This window comes from Idiomarina aminovorans (assembly GCF_023155095.1).
Lineage (GTDB): Bacteria > Pseudomonadota > Gammaproteobacteria > Enterobacterales > Alteromonadaceae > Idiomarina > Idiomarina aminovorans.
Genome location: NZ_JAKNDA010000008.1, coordinates 1 through 18705 on the forward strand (window position 1 = coordinate 1; position 18705 = coordinate 18705).

13 protein-coding genes, 1 tRNA gene and 1 rRNA gene are annotated in these 18705 nt (G+C 45.4%); 9 read left to right on the forward strand and 6 right to left on the reverse strand.

Annotated features, from left to right (window positions below):
* A 5S ribosomal RNA gene (rrf, locus tag L8G48_RS13645) occupies window positions 1–85 on the forward strand; the annotation flags it as partial.
* Between the two features lie 259 nt (window positions 86–344).
* Here the strand turns inward: rrf and L8G48_RS12490 are convergent.
* Window positions 345–3722, reverse strand: a complete 3378-nt coding sequence (locus tag L8G48_RS12490) for a translocation/assembly module TamB domain-containing protein (protein WP_505465442.1) — start codon at window positions 3720–3722, stop codon at window positions 345–347.
* The gene (locus tag L8G48_RS12495) at window positions 3719–5479 is read right to left on the reverse strand and encodes an autotransporter assembly complex protein TamA (protein ID WP_248264950.1); all 1761 of its coding nucleotides are present in this window, start codon (window positions 5477–5479) and stop codon (window positions 3719–3721) included. Before L8G48_RS12495 ends, L8G48_RS12490 begins: the two co-directional genes overlap by 4 nt.
* Window positions 5480–5535: 56 nt before the next feature.
* On the opposite strand from L8G48_RS12495, the gene L8G48_RS12500 reads away from it, so the two are divergent.
* The 4 genes from L8G48_RS12500 to rimI all read left to right on the forward strand — a co-directional run bounded on the left by L8G48_RS12500 (window position 5536) and on the right by rimI (window position 7396).
* Window positions 5536–6393 carry an HDOD domain-containing protein gene (locus tag L8G48_RS12500; protein ID WP_248264951.1) on the forward strand — a complete coding sequence of 286 codons (858 nt, stop codon included), beginning with the start codon at window positions 5536–5538 and terminating at the stop codon, window positions 6391–6393.
* 95 nt (window positions 6394–6488) lie between these two features.
* Window positions 6489–6565: transfer RNA gene (locus L8G48_RS12505), tRNA-Trp, on the forward strand.
* Between the two features lie 68 nt (window positions 6566–6633).
* Window positions 6634–6954, forward strand: coding sequence for a hypothetical protein (locus L8G48_RS12510; protein ID WP_248264952.1), 321 nt, complete (start codon window positions 6634–6636; stop codon window positions 6952–6954).
* Window positions 6941–7396 carry a ribosomal protein S18-alanine N-acetyltransferase gene (gene rimI / locus L8G48_RS12515; protein WP_248264953.1) on the forward strand — a complete coding sequence of 152 codons (456 nt, stop codon included), beginning with the start codon at window positions 6941–6943 and terminating at the stop codon, window positions 7394–7396. The genes L8G48_RS12510 and rimI overlap by 14 nt, the downstream gene beginning before the upstream one ends.
* Before the next feature lie 27 nt (window positions 7397–7423).
* On the opposite strand, the gene L8G48_RS12520 is transcribed toward rimI, so the two are convergent.
* Window positions 7424–9121, reverse strand: coding sequence for a methyl-accepting chemotaxis protein (locus tag L8G48_RS12520; RefSeq protein WP_248264954.1), 1698 nt, complete (start codon window positions 9119–9121; stop codon window positions 7424–7426).
* Window positions 9122–9300: 179 nt separating this feature from the next.
* Between L8G48_RS12520 and prfC the strand changes: the two genes are divergently transcribed.
* Both prfC and L8G48_RS12530 read left to right on the forward strand, forming a co-directional pair.
* Entirely contained in the window at window positions 9301–10890 is a 1590-nt protein-coding gene (gene prfC / locus L8G48_RS12525) for a peptide chain release factor 3 (RefSeq protein WP_248264955.1), read from the forward strand.
* A gap of 5 nt (window positions 10891–10895) precedes the next feature.
* Entirely contained in the window at window positions 10896–11693 is a 798-nt protein-coding gene (locus tag L8G48_RS12530; protein WP_248264956.1) for a TatD family hydrolase, read from the forward strand.
* Here the strand turns inward: L8G48_RS12530 and L8G48_RS12535 are convergent.
* Window positions 11650–12282, reverse strand: coding sequence for a YtjB family periplasmic protein (locus L8G48_RS12535; RefSeq protein ID WP_248264957.1), 633 nt, complete (start codon window positions 12280–12282; stop codon window positions 11650–11652). The genes L8G48_RS12530 and L8G48_RS12535 overlap by 44 nt on opposite strands.
* 27 nt (window positions 12283–12309) lie before the next feature.
* Here L8G48_RS12535 and serB point away from each other — a divergent pair, with 27 nt between their 5' ends.
* Window positions 12310–12972: a phosphoserine phosphatase SerB gene (serB, locus tag L8G48_RS12540; protein WP_248264958.1), complete on the forward strand. Its 663-nt coding sequence runs from the start codon at window positions 12310–12312 to the stop codon at window positions 12970–12972.
* On the opposite strand, the gene L8G48_RS12545 is transcribed toward serB, so the two are convergent.
* Window positions 12946–15450: a PilZ domain-containing protein gene (locus L8G48_RS12545; protein ID WP_248264959.1), complete on the reverse strand. Its 2505-nt coding sequence runs from the start codon at window positions 15448–15450 to the stop codon at window positions 12946–12948. The two genes, serB and L8G48_RS12545, sit on opposite strands and share 27 nt — an antisense overlap.
* Window positions 15451–15514: 64 nt before the next feature.
* On the opposite strand from L8G48_RS12545, the gene radA reads away from it, so the two are divergent.
* Window positions 15515–16879 carry a DNA repair protein RadA gene (gene radA, locus L8G48_RS12550; protein ID WP_248264960.1) on the forward strand — a complete coding sequence of 455 codons (1365 nt, stop codon included), beginning with the start codon at window positions 15515–15517 and terminating at the stop codon, window positions 16877–16879.
* Between the two features lie 51 nt (window positions 16880–16930).
* Here the strand turns inward: radA and ettA are convergent, their stop codons facing one another.
* On the reverse strand, window positions 16931–18595 hold the full coding sequence (gene ettA, locus L8G48_RS12555; protein ID WP_248264961.1) for an energy-dependent translational throttle protein EttA: 1665 nt from the start codon (window positions 18593–18595) through the stop codon (window positions 16931–16933).
* Window positions 18596–18705 lie beyond the last annotated feature (110 nt).

Sequence of the window (18705 nt, forward strand, 5' to 3'; positions counted from 1 at the left end):
AATCCATTCCGAACTCAGCAGTGAAACACACCAGCGCCGATGGTAGTGTGGGGTCTCCCCATGCGAGAGTAGGTCACCGCCAGACTTTAATTCTAAGAAGCCCTCAGCTGACGCTGGGGGCTTTTTTTATGCGTGCGCGGAAATAACGCGACTCTGACACTTCTCATTGCCGGACATCGTATCTTCCTCCGGCACCCCACCTTATGTGACCATCAGGCTACGACCAAAGTCCAATTCCTCTGGTTAACACTTGCACTACTATTATTAAGCTGTCTAATCTGATAGGAAAATTACACTACTATAGATATGTATCTTGATAGGGAGCATCAGTTAGGTATCAGAAACTAGTTTTCAATGGTATAGATCAGATCCCCACCTTGACCTTCGGTAGTTGAAGTAGATTCAAAAAGGAGCCTGTCAGACAGGGTATAGCGCAGAATAAAAGTGGAGGTTGGTTCTAATAAACCGATTCCGTATTTAATATACAGCTGAGGTGACAGATATTTACCAATGTATAGGGATGTATCGTTAACATCGCTAGTTTCAGAATCTAAGGACACTTCATCCAAATCGAAAGTATCTTTTATTCCTTCAGTAAGGAACTTGGTGCTTCGTCCCCCCACTAGCAAAGCTGCCTGAAGTTCGAGGTTATTAACGTCGCCCTGGCTCCCCGGCGGTTTGCCAAAGAGCAGATAGGAAAGAATTGTGCTATCGGGAAGCAGAGGTGTTGAAAAAAGAGTTAATTCTGGTTGATCGATTGTTCCTGTAACCCGAGCTCCGATATTTTTAGGTGTGCGCTGGTTAATGCCATTTTTCTCTATCTTACGGGTTACCCGAAGGTTTAATGAAGGCGTGTTTAAAGGCCCTCCATTGAAAAGTAAGTCGCCTCGTTCTATCGCTAATTTTTGACCATAAATTTCATAATCACCGGTAACAACACCTATTGTGCCGTTTCCGCGGGTGACTGAATTAGGTTGTTGCGTGATTTGTAGTTTACCCTGAAGATTACCGGCAAAGCCTAAAGCTTCGACTCTAACGTCTTTCCCCAAACTGACGGTTACATCGGTTTTAGTGGAAAACAGAGGTTCTTCCTTAGGTTCATTTTTTAAAGTTACGTCAGCCGACTCGGTGACCGCCTGATCCAATTCAACAGGAGTTATTTTTGCTTTGGGCATTTTGAGGTTGCCAGTTATGGTGACGAGATCGTTATCCAGCTCCAGGCTTACATCGGGCGATGCAACTAATAAAAGATCCGGAGTATCTAAAATTAATAACTCTTCGCCTTCGATAGTCAGTAGACCTGTTCGCTTGAAGGCATTGAGTTTGCCTTTTATGAGGACATTCCCCCGACCAACGTTCCCGCTTGCATTAATTGTAAATTGACCCACGTTAGCGTCTGCTGTTAATTCGGCTTGTAACTTAGTGATTAAAGTGCCGCTGGCTAGTATTACAAGCCTGTCGGCGGATAAATTAATATTTCCTGAAGCGGTCGGATCGTTTAAGTTACCGGCTATATCAATTAGAGCGCTTGTATCGCCATCGCCAATATCAAGTTGTGGTGTAAATAAACTAATTAATTCTAAGCCTTTAGAATTTAATGATAGTTTACCTGATATTGAGCTATCTACCGCTACTGTGGCAATGGCGAGCTGTCCTTTTAGATTAAAGTTGAACTCTTCGGCTTTAGCGGTTAATGCAACATCGATTCCTTCGTCATTACTGTTTTTAGCGGTCAAATTGAGCTTATTTAAAGTAATAGTGTCTTCTGCGGCTTGAACCTGACTGTTATCGGCGTTGATCACACCTTTAAGATGGGCGAGTTTCATACTTTGATAATTGAAAGACCCCTTAATGTCGGCAGAGACAGAGCCATTGATCTTGTAATGAGCGTTAGGTAAAGCAAATGCTTGTAGTAAATTTAACGGCACCTCACTAGCATAAGCCTCAAAATCGAGTAAGTTTTTATTTTGCTCCACTTGCACACACAGAGGATTATCAATTCCGCTATAAATCAAACAAATCGGGGAAGCATCGAATGTGAGACGCTGATAATCAAAGCTGGCTATAACAGGCTCGTCCAGGTGAATAGCATTATAGTCAGGATGCTTAAGCATCAGTTTATCGACACCTAACTCAAACTCTGTCTGATTAAATAAGCCATTAATGCTACCTTGTACTAAGGTCTGGCCTCTAATATCAGAGAGCGCATCAAGCTTTTGCGAACGTACCTCCCAGTTTAACTTCCTGCCCGGACTGAGTGCTCCCTCAGCTTTAACGGACTGTTCTCCCCAATTGGCTTCGAACTGATCAACGAATAAGTAGGGGCTCAACATCCGCAATTCAAACTTTGCTTCAACCGGACTCTTTTGATAATTCCCGGAGAGATTAGCGCTTAAGGATACACCGTCACTCCAATCGATATTGGCTTTGCCGACGACTTTTTCGTTGTTCTGCGATAACTGTATATCGACGAGTCTAAGGCTTTCGGGTTTAAGTTTAGCTTCTGTAGTAAGCATCAAATTTTGTTCTAAAAAACCCGATAGCGCATTACTCAAATTTATTGTCAGGTCATCTGGGGCACCTTGTACCTTCAAATTACCGTTGCGACTGACAATGTCATTTGGCTGGTAGGTAAGCTCATCCCAGTTTATCAACGCATTAATCATTGGCTTAGTATTAAGCGCCGAAATGCTTCCTGTCAGCGAAAACTGCCCTTGAATAACATTTTTAGGACGAACATTTACTGAATCAAACAGTACGGTACTATTTTGGTAATGAAGGTTGCCGTCTATGTCCGCACTTTGCTGATTGGCTGTAATGGAAACCTCAGGTGCTAAAATTGCCTGCTCTAAAGTTCCGTTACCTTTTATTGCTCCGCTGAAATTAAGATCAAGGTCACCCGCATTCATACTGGCTAACCAGGGTTTTAAATTATTATTTGCCCAATTACTGTTAAATTGCCACTTGAGCTTATTAAGCAGCTGCTCAACTTTTGCGTTAATCTGACCTTCGAGACCTTCTGAAAACTCACTACTGACTGTTAAAGAGCGTGTGTCACCCGCTATCTGACTCTTTACTTTAAGTGATGGGAAGTCAGGGGAATGTAAGTGCGTATTGTTTTTAATGTTACTTAAAAAGGGATAAGACAATTGAGTGGTACCTGAGATCGAAGTGCTCAGGTATTGATGCTCTATACCTAATTCTTTAATACTTAACAGGCCGTCAGTATTAATTCTGGCTGCCGCATGAATATCAAGTTGTTGTGCCGGCGTTTCAAGAATAAAAAATTGACTCTTCTGAATAGTAAAACTGCGTATATTCAGGTTTAGCGGTAGTTCTATTTTTATATTTTCAATAGATGTTTCGGCATTAGCAGTCTGGCTTTTATTCTGTTGTGCTCTGACCCGAACTTCGCCACCAATGCTTTCAATTTTGTCAATCCGCACAACGCCGGATAATAAAGCGAAGGGCTGCCATTTTATTTGTAGCTGATCCGGCGTGTAGCTAAAAGTTTCACTGTTAAAGCTAAAACCATCAAACTCAAACTCATCGAGCAAAGTCCCGCTAAATTCGTTGTACTGAATAGAGGCAGGTAGATATTGTTGCGCTTGTGACAGTAGCCATCGACTGCCGGTTTCAGTAGCAACCAGACTGACTGCTGCTAGGGGAATCAGTAAAATAAGCAGAAGTACAATGCTTGCCAGCCAACGATACAACCTCATAAGTCTGGCCCCAGCGTAAAGTGCAGCCGCCAGGGCGTGCCGGGTTCGTCAATTGCCTGAGCCAGATCAAGGCGAACGGAGCCAATAGGCGAAATCCAACGAACGCCAAAGCCGATACTTTGTTTCAGCTTCTCATTCGGCTCAATCATGGAGTTACCTATATCGGTGAAAAGCGCGATGCGCCAGTTTTCCTTAAAGCGATAATCAATTTCTGCACTTGCAACGGCCAGGTAGCGACCACCGATAACCGTTCCGGTGTCATCCTCGGGTCCCAATTGCTCGTAAGCATAGCCGCGGACACTATTATCTCCGCCGGCAAAGAAGCGCAGCGAAGGTGGCAACAGATCAAAGTCTTCAATATAGGTCGCGGCGGCTTCGGTCCGGGCAAGAAAACGTATTCTGTCCGTTACAGGGACAATCGCTTTAAAGCCGAGTTCAAGGCTTGCCATATCTGCATCGGACAAAAGCGCTTCACTTGCCGCTTTTAAGCGCACATCGAAACGGAATCCTTTGTCTATATTCAAGCGACCATCTGCTGTCATATAGTTCCAGTTAGCCTGGGGTATAAAAAATTGGCTGGTTCCTGAGCTTTCGCCAATCTCGAAATTATCGCGTTGCCAGCTTAACCCATACTCACGACGCCACTCATTCATCGCAATGACATTAGATACGCCTAAGCGATAAAGTCGGTTAACTTGCCCTTCGTTGTCTTTATCAGACGCTTCTGCGCGTATCTGATAATAGTCGGACTGCGGTTTTTGGCCGGGAATGGTGTAATTTGCTCCTACGCGGCTTTCGACTTGAGATAATTGCATTATTCCACGTAATTGATGACCCATCGTATTAACCCATCGACGGTTAAGACTGGCACTAACCCGAGCGCCTGTGTCTGTACCGTAACCGACACCATACTGGTATTGGTTTCTAAAGTTAGGTTCCGAACTGACAGCAACAGGCACCCTATTATCGTCCGCATTACTCCATTTTGGAGTAACCTGAACGTGAGAAAAATACCCGCTATCACCTAAGGCCACTTGTAATTGGCTGAGTTCCTGAGTGTTGTAACCTTCCCCCGGTTGGAAAGGAACATATCGTTGCAGTAATTTGTCATCGAGTATGTCTTGTTTAAAGGTGGTCTTGCCATATTGATAGCGTTGTCCGGAGTCAAACAGAACTTCAATTTCTGCAGTATTTTTATCTATGTCAATTTCAACGTCATGTTTTAGAAGCCGAGCGTCGTGATAACCGCGCTGGCTTGCTAAGGATAATAAACGTGACTTAGCTTGTTCGTACGTACTGTGAATGAAGCGTTGCTCTTGTTTGAGCCCGATGTTTTCCATGACCGTATTGAAAGCTTTATCATCAGCTGCGTCACCCTGTATTTTCCAGCTGTTCGCTGAAATTTTTACAGGAGCATTTAATGTCACTTGATAAGAGGCAGACCAACCATAGTCGACAGTTTCTAGTTGAGCATTAACGTCAACCTGATAATATCCATAGGGACGAAGTGCTTTTTTGATATTTTCAGGCGCCTGCCGGTGCAGATACCTGACTCGATAAGCGGCATAGCTTTTATTTTCGTCAAGACGCGCTATTTGCAATAGCGCCATAACATTGGCGTACTCGTTCCCGTCAACACCTGACACCTCAACTTCAACTGAAGCTTGAGCCAGGGCGCTGAAAATTAAAGTACAGCAAAAAAGAATACGTCGAAAATAAGGCATTGAAGTGCTATACCAGACAAAAGGTGTCAACATAATCGCATGCTTTAAGATTTTATGTAAATTATTAGGCTCAACTTGTTGGAGATATCATGGCGATAGAAATTACGACAGCAGAAAAGCAGTTGTTACAAAGAGTCAGTATTCCGCCGCGCCCTCAAACTCTGTTAACTGTCAGTAGTGAAGCCAAAAAAGACGAGCCTGATGTGAGTGTTATAGCCGAGTCAATTTCTGCTGATATGGGTATAGCAGCAGCGGTTTTACAGGTTGTAAATTCTGCCGCTTATCGCCGGGCAAAGGAAGTCGACTCAATTCAGCAAGCGGTAATGACATTAGGATTCCGTCGAGTATTTCCAATCGTTCGGGCCGTTGCACTGAAATCAGCGTTGTCCTCTGACTATGACCTTAATGAGTTTTGGCGCTATAACGAGTGGGTGGCTAGCGCCTGTGTACTGGTTGCGGAGTCTATTGGTCGTCCTGAACTTAGAGATCATGCCTACATGCTGGGTTTGTTTCAGAGTTCCGGTATTCCGGTAATGCTGGCTGAATTTGATGATTACGCAGATTTGTTAAATGCGTCAGCAAGCACACCGTGGCCGACAATACAGACGAAAGAACAAGAATTATTTAATACCACCCATACGACCATAGGTGCGTTACTTGCTCAGCAATGGAAATTGCCTAAAATTGTTGTCGAAGTCATTTATTATTTATTTGAAGACAGTTCAATTTTTGCCTATTCCAGTGAGCTGGACAGTTTAACATTGGATTTATTAGGCATACTGAAAATAGCCCGTTATGCGGTCGATATGAGAACACGCAGTCTGGCCGGGGAAGAAGAGTGGCAGCAAGTGCAGGATGGGCTGCTGGAGCATTTTCAGATCGACGAGTTTAAGGTCGAAGAAATATTACAGATAGTTCACGAAGAGCTTTTTGATACTGAAGTTTAGTGATAATTGTCTAATTTATCTGCAAACGGTAAGCTAACCCGAAGATATCGCTTGTCTGAACTCTCGGTGTCGGTATAATTCTTCGCTCAAGCGTTAGGGGCGTAGTTCCAATTGGTAGAACAGCGGTCTCCAAAACCGATGGTTGGGGGTTCGAATCCCTCCGCCCCTGCCAGTTTCTCACTGGCTATCCTTCCCAAGCTTGAGTAAACTGAACTTATCTGTCTATCAACGGTAATCGTTATGCTCCCAGAATGGACCCGTCAACAACGTGCCGCATTGCAAGTTATGGGCATTCCCGTATGGCAAAAGAAAACGGCAAAACCACCTGTCTTTTATTATCGTCTGGGTCAGCTGTATATGCATGGAGCAAGGGAACTCCCGGTTTCCTTACCTGCTTGGGTTAATGATCTTTGCCTTTATTTTGAACAGCGACCGGTTGCGGTAAAAGCGCCACTTCAAACTCCTATTCTAAGTGTTGATTATAACGACTGGCTGGATGAGCCAGTTTCAGTTGAACAGAAAAAGGCACTTTGGCAAAAGCTACAAAATGCAGAGCTTTAACATCGAGAATTTTCGACCCGGTGAGCTTGAGTTTTCGGTTGAGAAAAAAGCACACCTAAGCCCCTGGTCATGGCCGGTATTCAGCCAAAGTTATGGTCAGCAATATCGTTGTCGGAGGCTGGTCAGCGGCCTCCGGATTATTGGTTTTACCATTAGCCAGCTAGTCGCCGGTGAATTGACTTTGCATAATATTGCGGTCGATCCTGACTATCAAGGTCAGGGTTTTGGTCGCAAACTGCTAGAAGACTTACTGGAATACGCTGAAAAAAGTCATTGTATTGTTTTTCTTGAAGTTCGTGCGTCTAACGCGGGCGCTATTGGCTTATATGAAAGTAATGGATTTGATACGGTAGGTCGGAGAATAAATTATTATCCATCCGGCAAAGGCCGTGAAGACGCTTTGGTTATGCGCTGGAGCAGTCAAAAAAAGTTAACCGAGTAATTATACCATTGACAGAAGGGGAACCGATTAAACTCCGTTAACGCGGTAGCGCTTCACATTATGCTCTAATTGCTCAGCAGTATTGGTCAGCTCTGTCATGTGCTCTCCGGCCTGCTGTGTTCCAGTGGCTGTCTGGTTCGCAATGTCGACAATCTTAGTCATGTTTTGATTGATGGTTTCTGAAACGGACGTTTGTTCTTCCGCTGCTGTCGCAATTTGAGCATTTTGCGTGTTGATAGTGTTAACTGACTCAAGCACCTGAGCAAGAGCGCTTTCAACTTCAGCGGCTTCTGCAACGCTGGTTTCGCTGCCTTCTTTTATCGATGACATGACGCTGGAAACCTGATGGCTTCCCTGTTGCAACTGCTCAATCATCGATTCAATTTCGTGCGTACTGTCTTGAGTTCTCTTAGCCAGAGTCCTGACTTCATCCGCGACTACAGCGAATCCCCGACCGGCTTCTCCCGCCCGGGCTGACTCTATAGCTGCATTGAGAGCCAGCAGGTTGGTTTGTTCGGCGATACTGCGAATGACATCAAGCACTGAACCTATTTCGGTTGAATGCTTATTAAGTTTTTCAACTTCGGTAGTCCCGTTTTCAACTTTTTCTGCTAAGCCATGAATGACATTGACCGCCTTAGTGAGTAAGTGGTTACTCGAATGGACCAATGCTTCCGCTTGCTCCGCCGCGGTTGAGGCTTCGCTGGCACTTCGGGCAACCTCATGCGATGCGGTTGCCAGTTCATTGATAGCGGTGGCAACTTGCTCACTTTCGGCCTGCTGCTCATTAACGCCCTGACGTGCATCCTCAAGTACTTTATCTAATTGCTGTGTGGATTCACTGACCGATGTGGCTGAATGCCGAATATTGCTGACCATATTCGATACTTGATCAGCAAAATCATTAAAGGCTTGGCCAAGATCAGACATTTCGTCGTTACTGTCTGTGTCCAAACGTTGAGTAAGGTCACCATCTCCTTTTGCAATTCTGTCCATTGCGTTCAGCGCATTACGCAGTGGCTGCGTGATTCCTTTAACAACAAACAGAGCCAGAGTGGCGATAATAAGTAATGCGATAACTGATGCAATAATGGTTTCAATGACAGCTTTTGAAAGTGCTTCATCGACATTTCCTTCTATTCTGGCTGCTTCCTGTTCCAGCCCTGCCGTCCAAAAACCGGTGCCAATAACCCAGTTCCACTCATCCAGTAACTGGGCGTAACCGAGTTTTGGGCTAACCTGTTGCCGGTTATTTTGCCAGTCATATTCGACAAAGCCTCCGCCACTTTCTGCGGCGTCAATAAGCTCCTGTATAAGGAAAACCCCATTGGGATCCTGAAAGTTGAATAGGTTTTTTCCCTCAAGGCTTTGATTCACACCATGAGCGATACTGACGCCCTGACGATCATAGACAAAGAGGTAACCCACATCATCAGAATCATCGAAGCGTAATTGCCGGAGTATGTTTTTTGCCCGTTTCTGCCGTTCTTCTAACGAACCCAATGAGGTATCTTTTACCAGGTGTTCAATGGCAGTAAAAGCTAATTCCATATAGTTGTGTAATTCTTCTCTGCTGTCCTTTTGCATTTGTGCTTTGAATTCTTTAACAGCATTTTGGCCGACGACAGTAGACTGGGATAAATTATACCAGGTTAAGAATACGGCAATAAGCACCGGCGGAATCAGTGCAAGGGAGAATACTTTGGCTTTAATCGTTAGTTTCATTGGCGAATTACTCTGCAAGTTGTTGTTACTTGAATCGTTTAATACAGTTTACTGAGCATCTCTTTTAGACCTTAATAACATATTCGTCTCTTTTTATCGCACTCCTTTGTTTGTGTATCGGCATTAAATCAGCGAAAATAAGGGGCATAGTGAAATTTAACTATTAAGAGTCTTAATTGATGTCTGAATCGAGCTTGCAGAACGAAGTCGCGAAACGTCGTACTTTTGCCATTATTTCTCACCCGGATGCCGGTAAAACAACGATTACCGAAAAAGTTTTGTTGCACGGTAATCAAATTCAGAAAGCCGGTACGGTAAAAGGAAAAAAGTCGGGTCAACATGCAAAATCTGACTGGATGCAGATGGAGCAGGAAAGGGGCATTTCAGTCACCACTTCTGTTATGCAGTTTCCCTATAACGATGCGCTGGTAAACTTATTGGATACACCGGGACACGAAGATTTCTCGGAAGATACCTATCGTACGCTGACGGCAGTTGATTCTTGCCTGATGGTTATTGACGGAGCCAAAGGTGTCGAGGATCGTACCATTAAGTTAATGGAAGTCACCCGACTGCGCGACACACCCATCATCACATTTATGAACAAACTTGACCGCGACATTCGAGACCCTCTTGAGTTACTGGATGAAGTTGAGGATGTTCTGAAAATTATGTGCGCCCCTATTACCTGGCCAATTGGTTCTGGTAAGAATTTTAAAGGCGTATATCACCTTCTTAAAGACGAGGCCATTTTATATAAAACCGGTCAGGGGCATCGCATTCAGGAAGAAAATATTATCAAAGGGCTTGATAACCCCGAACTGGATGAACGGCTCGGTGTCTGGGCCGATGAATTACGCGAACAAATTGAGTTGGTAAACGGTGCATCCAATCCATATGATAAAGAACTGTTTCTGGCCGGCGAACTGACCCCGGTATTCTTTGGTACCGCACTGGGTAACTTTGGGGTTGATCATATGCTGGATGGTTTGGTTGAGTGGGCACCGCAACCGCAACCCCGTGAAACCAATCAAAATAAGAGTATTAGCGCTAAGAATGGCGATTTTTCCGGCTTTATCTTTAAAATTCAGGCCAATATGGATCCGCGTCACCGTGACCGTGTTGCTTTCTTGCGAATTGTTTCCGGTAAATATGAAAAAGGCATGAAAATGCGTCAGGTGCGTACCGGTAAAGATGTGCGTATTAGTGACGCCTTAACGTTCCTGGCAGGCGACCGGTCTCATGTCGAAGAAGCTTACCCCGGTGATATCATTGGCCTGCATAACCATGGCACCATTCAAATAGGCGATACTTTCACCGCTGGCGAAGACTTTAAGTTCAGCGGTATTCCTAACTTTGCTCCTGAGCTTTTCCGTCGTATCCGTTTAAAAGATCCGCTCAAACAGAAGCAGCTTCTGAAAGGCTTGGTACAGTTGTCAGAAGAAGGCGCTGTACAGGTTTTCCGTCCGTTTATTAGCAACGATTTGATTGTCGGCGCAGTGGGTGTGCTGCAGTTTGATGTTGTGGTTCACCGGTTGAGAACGGAATATAAAGTAGACGCGATGTACGAAAATATTAACGTTTCGACAGCGCGCTGGGTAAGCAGTAAAGATGAGAAGAAACTGGATGAGTTTCGCCGAAAAGCTGAGTCTAACCTGGCATTAGATGGTGGTGATAATCTGACTTATATTGCGCCTACTATGGTGAACCTGAGCTTAGCGGAAGAACGCTATCCCGATATTGAGTTTACTCATACGCGCGAACATTAGGGGTTATGAATAAGCTCTACGACACTCATTGCCATATTGACTTTAAGGTGTTTAATAATGACCGAGGGCCAGTGGTCAAAAATGCTTCTGAAGCTGGAGTAGAGCGTTTTATGGTGCCGGGCGTCAGTGCTGAGCAGTGGCCCCGGTTACAACAACACGTCGAACAATTCCCGAGCTGGCGCTTTGCTCTGGGGTTGCACCCCTGGTTTATAAAACAACATAACCGACATCAGCTAAGCGAACTTGAGCAGGCGCTAAGCAACCAGCATAAACGCTTGCGGGCAGTCGGTGAAATTGGTCTGGATGCAACCTGCGATAATGCAGACTTACAGCGCGAGCTCTTTATTGAGCAACTTAAGTTAGCTAAGCAGTTTCGTTTACCCGCCATTATTCATCATCGTAAAACTCTGGAAACAACACACCCATTAGTTAAGCAATATGGTCCGGAATCTGGCGTTATACACGCGTTCAGCGGAAGCTACGAGCAGGCTATGAAGTTTGTTGATTGCGGCTATAAACTGGGTGTTGGAGGAGTAATTACTTACCCCCGTGCTCAAAAAACGCGTCAGGCTATAGCCAAAGTGCCTTTATCGGCTCTGGTGCTTGAGACAGACTCTCCGGATATGCCTATTTGTGGACACCAGGGAGAGCGCAATGAACCAGCAAGGGTAGCAAAGGTTCTGGAGGCTTTAGCTGATTTAAGAGAAATGAGTAAAGACTCACTCAGCGAAGTTCTTTGGAAAAACAGCTGTGAACTCTTTAATGACGCTCCACCTGCCAGTAACGGTCACGTATCCGGTTAAAGCCCAGCATGATAAATACCCCTGCTAACATTGCCAGCAACAAGAGTAGTTTGCCTTGTTGCATAAGGCCATTGTGAGCTTTCTGGCTTTGTTTGAGCAAAAGTTTCTTATCAAAAACCACTTGCAGGTATCCGCTGACGTCATTTTCAAGGCTAATTTCCTCTACCAGCACCCAGGGCTCTGAGGTAGATTCGCTGGCTGGCCAGTCAATAATGGAGGCACTGACACCACTATGTACCAGTAGTTCGCCAAAGCGGTTGCGAATGCTTGCTGCCAGTATTTCAGGTTGTCCGGCTATATGTTCGGTTAGCGCGGTTAAACGCTCGGTATTTTGATGTTCAAGCCAGTAGTGAGCTTCGTGTTCAGCTTGGTCCATCATTAACTGGGTAACGGATTGTGTTTGCGAGAACAGTTGCTGTTGCGACTGGACACTGGCAATATTCCAGACATTAATAATAATCAACAGCAAACCACCGGCAGCAGCCAGGCGAAGCGCGCGTTTCATTATAATGCGAAGAATCGCTCGGTTTTTATTGTTAAACAATAAGCCTTTTAATTGGTGCCATTGCTTAAGTTCTTTTAATCGCATGGGTTCAGCCCAGGAGTTTTCGGTAAAATGAAACACAGTTCCGGTTTAATCGTTTTCGACATGGATTCTACCTTAATTCATATTGAGTGTATTGACGAAATTGCACGATTAAATAACCGTTATACTAAAGTCTCAGCAATAACGGAAGCTGCGATGAGGGGGGGAATTGACTTTGGCGAGAGCTTGCAGCAACGCGTAGCTTGTTTAAAAGGCGTTGAAGAATCCGACCTGGAAAAATTATTCGACCCTATTCCGTTTAACTCCGGAGCGGCGGAACTCATTCAGACTTTAAAAGCTGCTGGCTGGAAAACCGCGTTAGTTTCCGGAGGCTTCACCTGGTTTGCCGACAGGGTTCAACAGGAATTGAATCTGGACGCTGTGGTCGCCAATACACTAGAAGTTGCCAATGGCTATTTAACGGGAAAGGTGTTGGGAGAAATTGTCGATGCAAAAGTGAAAGCTCAACAACTTAAGGTACTGGCCGAAAAGTGGCAGATACCAGCCAGCCGGACAGTTGCCGTGGGTGACGGTGCCAATGATGCTCTCATGCTTAAAATGGCGGCTGTTGGTATCGCTTTTAATGCAAAGCCTGCGTTGCAGGCTGTCGCTGACTGTTCCGTAAACTCCAATAATTTAATGGGGGTAATGGCTTGTATGAAGCATTCAAAGCTTATTGATCCAATTGTTTAAACGCTCTCGTTGCTCATTGATGGTGTCGGTATCTGGCAAAGCAAACTCGAGTAAACTCTCGGTAACATCAACGATATCTGCAATGCCATAAACCTGCCATAAGTCTTCTTCAATTTCCTGTGCCCTATAAGCGGCATAACGATTAATGTAATAAAGTTCTGCCTGAATAAACTGCGTATCAGGACGTCCTGTTCTGGACAGAGACACGGTTGCCGCCCGAAAAATTGAGTTAGGTAAGCATTGCTCAATAAAGGATTCAATGGCGTGATTATCATTACTTTTCAGCCACTGAGTCTGAATTATATCTTCACCACTTTGACGATAAAGTCGTAGCAAAAGTAATAAAGTAACGGGCTCTGAGGTACGATCCATATCGTTCAATCGTGGCAGGAGCTCGTTAGCGACGGCAGCCCCCCGTAATAAAGGTTGCAGGTTTAGAGCTCTATGCTGACTTCCCGGGAATTTAGATAATAACCTACCCCAGTCTGAAGGCCAGTTGGACAAACCGGCTCGGCGTACCGATGTTTTTCGTTTTTTATTTCTGTAGAGAAAAACCGGTAGAGAACCCGGAGTATCGCAATATAAATTGCGAAGACAAAGACCCAGACCATTTATCGACGTGTTTTCAATTTGCAGTTGAAGCAGGTCACGCTGCTCCCTGATTAAGAAACTTATGAACTGCGCTCCCATGTGTTGTTCTTTATCGCCATCTATTCTGAGACGTAACGTTGTGCGAGCCTCGTCAATAGAAGCGATGGTGTAACTTAAGCGCTCTAATTTTGCTTTCTTATACAGCTTTTGAAAACCACTCATGGATATTTCGACGTTATCCCCTTTCTCAGCAGAGAGCGGGGTATCAATCTGCACTTGTAAGCCGCTGATGGAAAGATCAATGATCATACCGTCACGAACAAATTTACCCACTTTAACCCGGCAACGACTGCGGTAACTAAAACGCTTTTCGCTGCGTAAATTAATAAATTCAAGCCGTGTTTCCCTAGTGCGAACAGGAACCCCCGGAGGATGAACGAAAACTTTTAATGACGACAGTTGCTCTTTATCGAGCTCAGTATCAAAAAAGCCGTTTAAGCTGTCCGTGATATCGTTTACTACTGCCATATATCGCAACGGAGCAATTGCTCTTTTGACTTCTTCTGTTGGCGGGTTTAACCGAAATGGAACGTCCACATTTTCGGGAACGCTTTGAGGCTTCCACGCCTGATTCAGGTCAACCCGGCGTAAATCAATTTGATAAACTCTCCACGACGCTTTTTGACTACCGAACGCGACATAGGTGTCCCAGAGTCCGGTTTTCTGAAGCTCTTCAACCGTTGCGGAGTAATTGTATATTTTACCTCTGGCGGTAATTGAAAAGGTCAGAACCAATAATCTGGCATGGTTCTTTTCAGTTAAATCCTGCAACAACCAACCACTGCGCCTGACGTTAAAAATAGAGCCAAAGCTGATTTGGTTCAGTTCGTTAATCCAGTTATTAAGAATAAAGCGATTATTATCGGTGGTTAAAATGTAATCGGCCACGAGTTGTCGGTTTGACTCCGAGAAAAACACCGGCAACTGCTGCATTCTGGGCAGCAAAAACTGCTCATGCCCTTTATTAATGATGGTGTTATAAGTGTTATCTACATTAACACGGTAGCGTTTTTTATAGCCGTTGATAAAGCGATGGAAAAATTTATCCAGCTCTGCAGAATGGTAGTCGGGATCCCGGTTTAAACTGAGATAATGTTTGTCGTTAGTTTCCTGTATGCCCACAACCCGATAAGGAATACGAGTTTCAGAATCTACCGTGAACTCTTTTGCTAAACCGGTAAAATACAACGATAGGGCATCGTCGTATTTCAGGTTGTGGTCGTCGTTAACTCGTACCCGCATACCGGTAATTGAAATATCAGTTGTTACCGCCCGGTAAGTCTTTCCTTGACTGTCCTCAATACCGACTTCAATGGTAAAGTTCATGCGCTCTTCGGCGCGGTAAGGATATTGACCAAAGTGGAATGTTTCTAACAGGTACGATTGCGCTTCATTATCAGCGCTTAAGAATGGAGACTGGCCACTTAAAGGCTCGGCATTATGTTCTGCCAGACTTTGAGCAAAGGCTCTTTCTTCTTCACGGGCTTGACGCAAGTGGTTGTCTGCATCAAGTATTTGCTCAAATGTATCCTGTGTGAAAACGCCTTTATAGGTTTCCAGACCGCGTTCAAAAATTTCGATGGCAACATCGTCAAGCTGATGTCGGCGTCCGTTATATTCATAGGGGCGGCATTCGCCATCGACCTGGTTGCGTAAATCAACAGTACGGTGACAAGGGGCGGCTAAACGTCTAAGCTCCATTTTTAGTTTGAAGCGGGTCGGGCCATCTTCGTTTTCAGTTAAAGACTGGAACAGTGTATCAAAGTCGGTATCGTAAACGAGCGGCTTTAACTGATCGATAAATTGGTCAAAATACTGATTAGGCATCAAAATCTACTATTTTTATCATTATTCTTGAGTAATACATCATCATAAAACGAGAAGCAGACGAATGGCAAAAGCAAAAAGTGCGTATGTGTGTAATGATTGCGGTGCAGACTTCCCTCGCTGGTTAGGACAATGCCCAGAGTGTAAGGCCTGGAACACGCTTACCGAAATTCGTTTAACCTCTAAAACAACGACAAATACAGCGGACCGTCAGGGCTTTAGTGGTATCACCGAAGGCAGAGTACAAACCCTTAACGAAGTGGACTTACAAGAAGTACCGCGGTTTAGTGCCGGTTTTCAGGAATTTGACCGAGTTTTGGGCGGCGGAGTTGTGCCGGGGTCGGCGATATTGATAGGTGGCTCACCCGGAGCCGGAAAAAGTACCTTATTGCTGCAAACTCTTTGTAAACTGGCCGAGCTAATGCCTGCGTTGTACGTTACAGGCGAGGAGTCGCTGCAGCAAGTTGCTATGCGGGCACAACGACTGAACCTGCCAACCGATAAGCTGCGTATGCTGTCAGAAACCTCGGTAGAGAGCATTTGTCAGCTGGCTGACAAAGAAAAGCCAGCCATTATGGTCATTGATTCTATTCAGGTGATGCACATGGCAGATATTCAGTCGGCGCCGGGCAGTGTTTCTCAGGTACGCGAATCCGCCGCCTTTTTAACACGTTACGCAAAGCAAAAAAATGTCGCCATTATTATGGTAGGCCACGTGACCAAAGAAGGGCATCTGGCTGGTCCGAAAGTTCTGGAACATTGCATTGACTGCTCCGTACTTCTGGATGGCTCCTCAGACTCCCGTTATCGTACCCTGCGAGGCACCAAGAACCGTTTCGGTGCGGTCAACGAGCTCGGCGTGTTTGCAATGACAGGCGGTGGGTTGAAAGAAGTCTCGAATCCTTCGGCGATATTTCTGCAACGAGCAGAAGATCAGGGCAATGGCTCGGTGGTCATGGTGATTTGGGAAGGTACCCGGCCGTTGCTGGTGGAGATTCAGGCTCTAGTGGACTATTCCGCACTGGCTAATCCCCGGCGGGTTGCTGTAGGACTTGAAGCAACCCGGCTGGCATTGCTATTAGCGGTTTTGCACCAGCATGGCGGCTTACAAGTGTCTGATCAAGACGTTTTTGTGAATGTGGTTGGCGGGGTCAAGGTCTCAGAAACCTCTGCGGACTTAGCCTTATTGTTAGCCATAGTTTCCAGTTTTAAAGGTGAACCTTTAGCTCGGGAACTCATCGTGTTTGGAGAAGTTGGACTGGCCGGTGAAATACGACCGGTACCCAATGGTCTGGAACGATTAAATGAGGCAGCTAAACACGGTTTCAAAAAAGCCATTGTCCCCATTGGTAATACGCCGAAAACTTCACCCCAAGGAATGGAAGTCATTGGTGTGAAGAATCTTCAGCAAGCGTTGGATGTGATGTAACTGGTGGGGGTAAAAAAGGGGAGCCAGTAAGCTCCCCTTATGACTCTCCCATTAACCAATCGGTTTGTATTTAATGCGATGCGGCTCCATAGCCTGCTCACCGAATTGTTCTTTCATGTAAGCTTCGTAATCGCTGTAGTTCCCCTCATAGAACACCACTTCGCCCTCGTCGCGGTAATCCAGAATATGAGTCGCGATACGGTCAAGGAACCAACGGTCGTGCGAGATAACCATAGCTGAACCCGGGAATTCCAGAATGGCTTCTTCCAGTGCTCGCAAGGTTTCAACGTCCAGGTCGTTGGTCGGCTCATCGAGTAACAATGTGTTGCCACCGGCCTTTAGCAGTTTGGCTAGATGTATGCGGTTACGTTCACCACCGGACAACTCGCCAATGCGTTTTTGCTGGTCGGTACCGCGGAAGTTAAAACGACCAACGTAGGCTCGGCCATTCACTTCAAAGTTGCCAATTTTTAAAATGTCGTTACCGTCAGTAATTTCTTCAAAAACGGTTTTGCGGTCATCCATGTCATTGCGGAACTGATCAACACTGGCCAGTTGTACGGTTTCACCCAATTCGATAGAGCCACCGTCAGGCTTTTCTTCGCCGCTTATCATGCGGAACAAGGTTGATTTACCGGCACCGTTAGGGCCGATAATACCGACAATAGCGCCTTTCGGAACGCTAAAGCTTAAGTTATCAATCAGTTGGTGTTTTTCGTAAGCTTTGCTAATGCCATTAACTTCAATGACTTTATCACCCAAACGCGGACCGGGTGGAATAAACAGCTCATTGGTCTCGTTGCGTTTCTGGTAATCGCCGCTTTGCAGCTCTTCAAAGCGGTTAAGACGAGCTTTGCTTTTTGCCTGGCGGCCTTTGGGGTTAGTACGTACCCACTCCAGCTCTTGTTTAATGGTGCGTTGGCGCGCTTTTTCAGAGCGTTCTTCCTGCTCCAGTCGTTTTTCCTTTTGCTCCAGCCAGGAAGAATAGTTACCTTCCCAGGGAATACCATGACCACGGTCGAGCTCGAGGATCCAGCCCGCAACGTTATCAAGAAAGTAACGGTCATGGGTAATGGCTACAACGGTTCCGGTGTAGTCATGCAAGAAGCGCTCTAACCACGCAACAGACTCCGCATCTAAGTGGTTAGTTGGCTCATCAAGAAGCAGCATGTCTGGCTTTGATAGTAACAGACGGCAGATAGCAACACGGCGACGCTCACCACCGGATAAGTTACCAATTTTAGCGTCCCAGTCAGGCAGACGCAGGGCATCAGCGGCACGCTCAAGAATATTGTCGATGTTATGACCGTCTTTTGCCTGCAACAAGGCTTCTAATTCGCCTTGTTCTTTCGCCAGGGCATCAAAGTCAGCATTTTCGTCGGCATAAGCGGCATAAATTTCGTCCAGTTTTGCAAACGCTTCTTTGACATCTGCTACCGCTTCTTCAACGGTTTCTTTTACCGTTTTGTTCTCGTCCAGTTGCGGTTCCTGAGGCAGGTAACCAATTTGAGTACCAGACAGCGCGCGGGCTTCACCCTCGTACTCGGTATCAACCCCCGCCATAATGCGTAGCAAGGTTGATTTACCGGCACCGTTAACACCCAAAACACCAATTTTGGCGCCCGGAAAAAACGACAAAGAAATGTCTTTTAAGATGGTTTTCTTCGGTGGAACAACTTTGCTCACCTGAGACATTGAATAGATATATTGCGCCATAGTGACGTAAAATCCTTCCTATCAAGTAAAAAGTTACCGCATAGTTTACTGTGATTTACGAACATCCCCAAACTTTGTTGCGCTGAAGTAGGCACTCTTTTGTGTTTTAA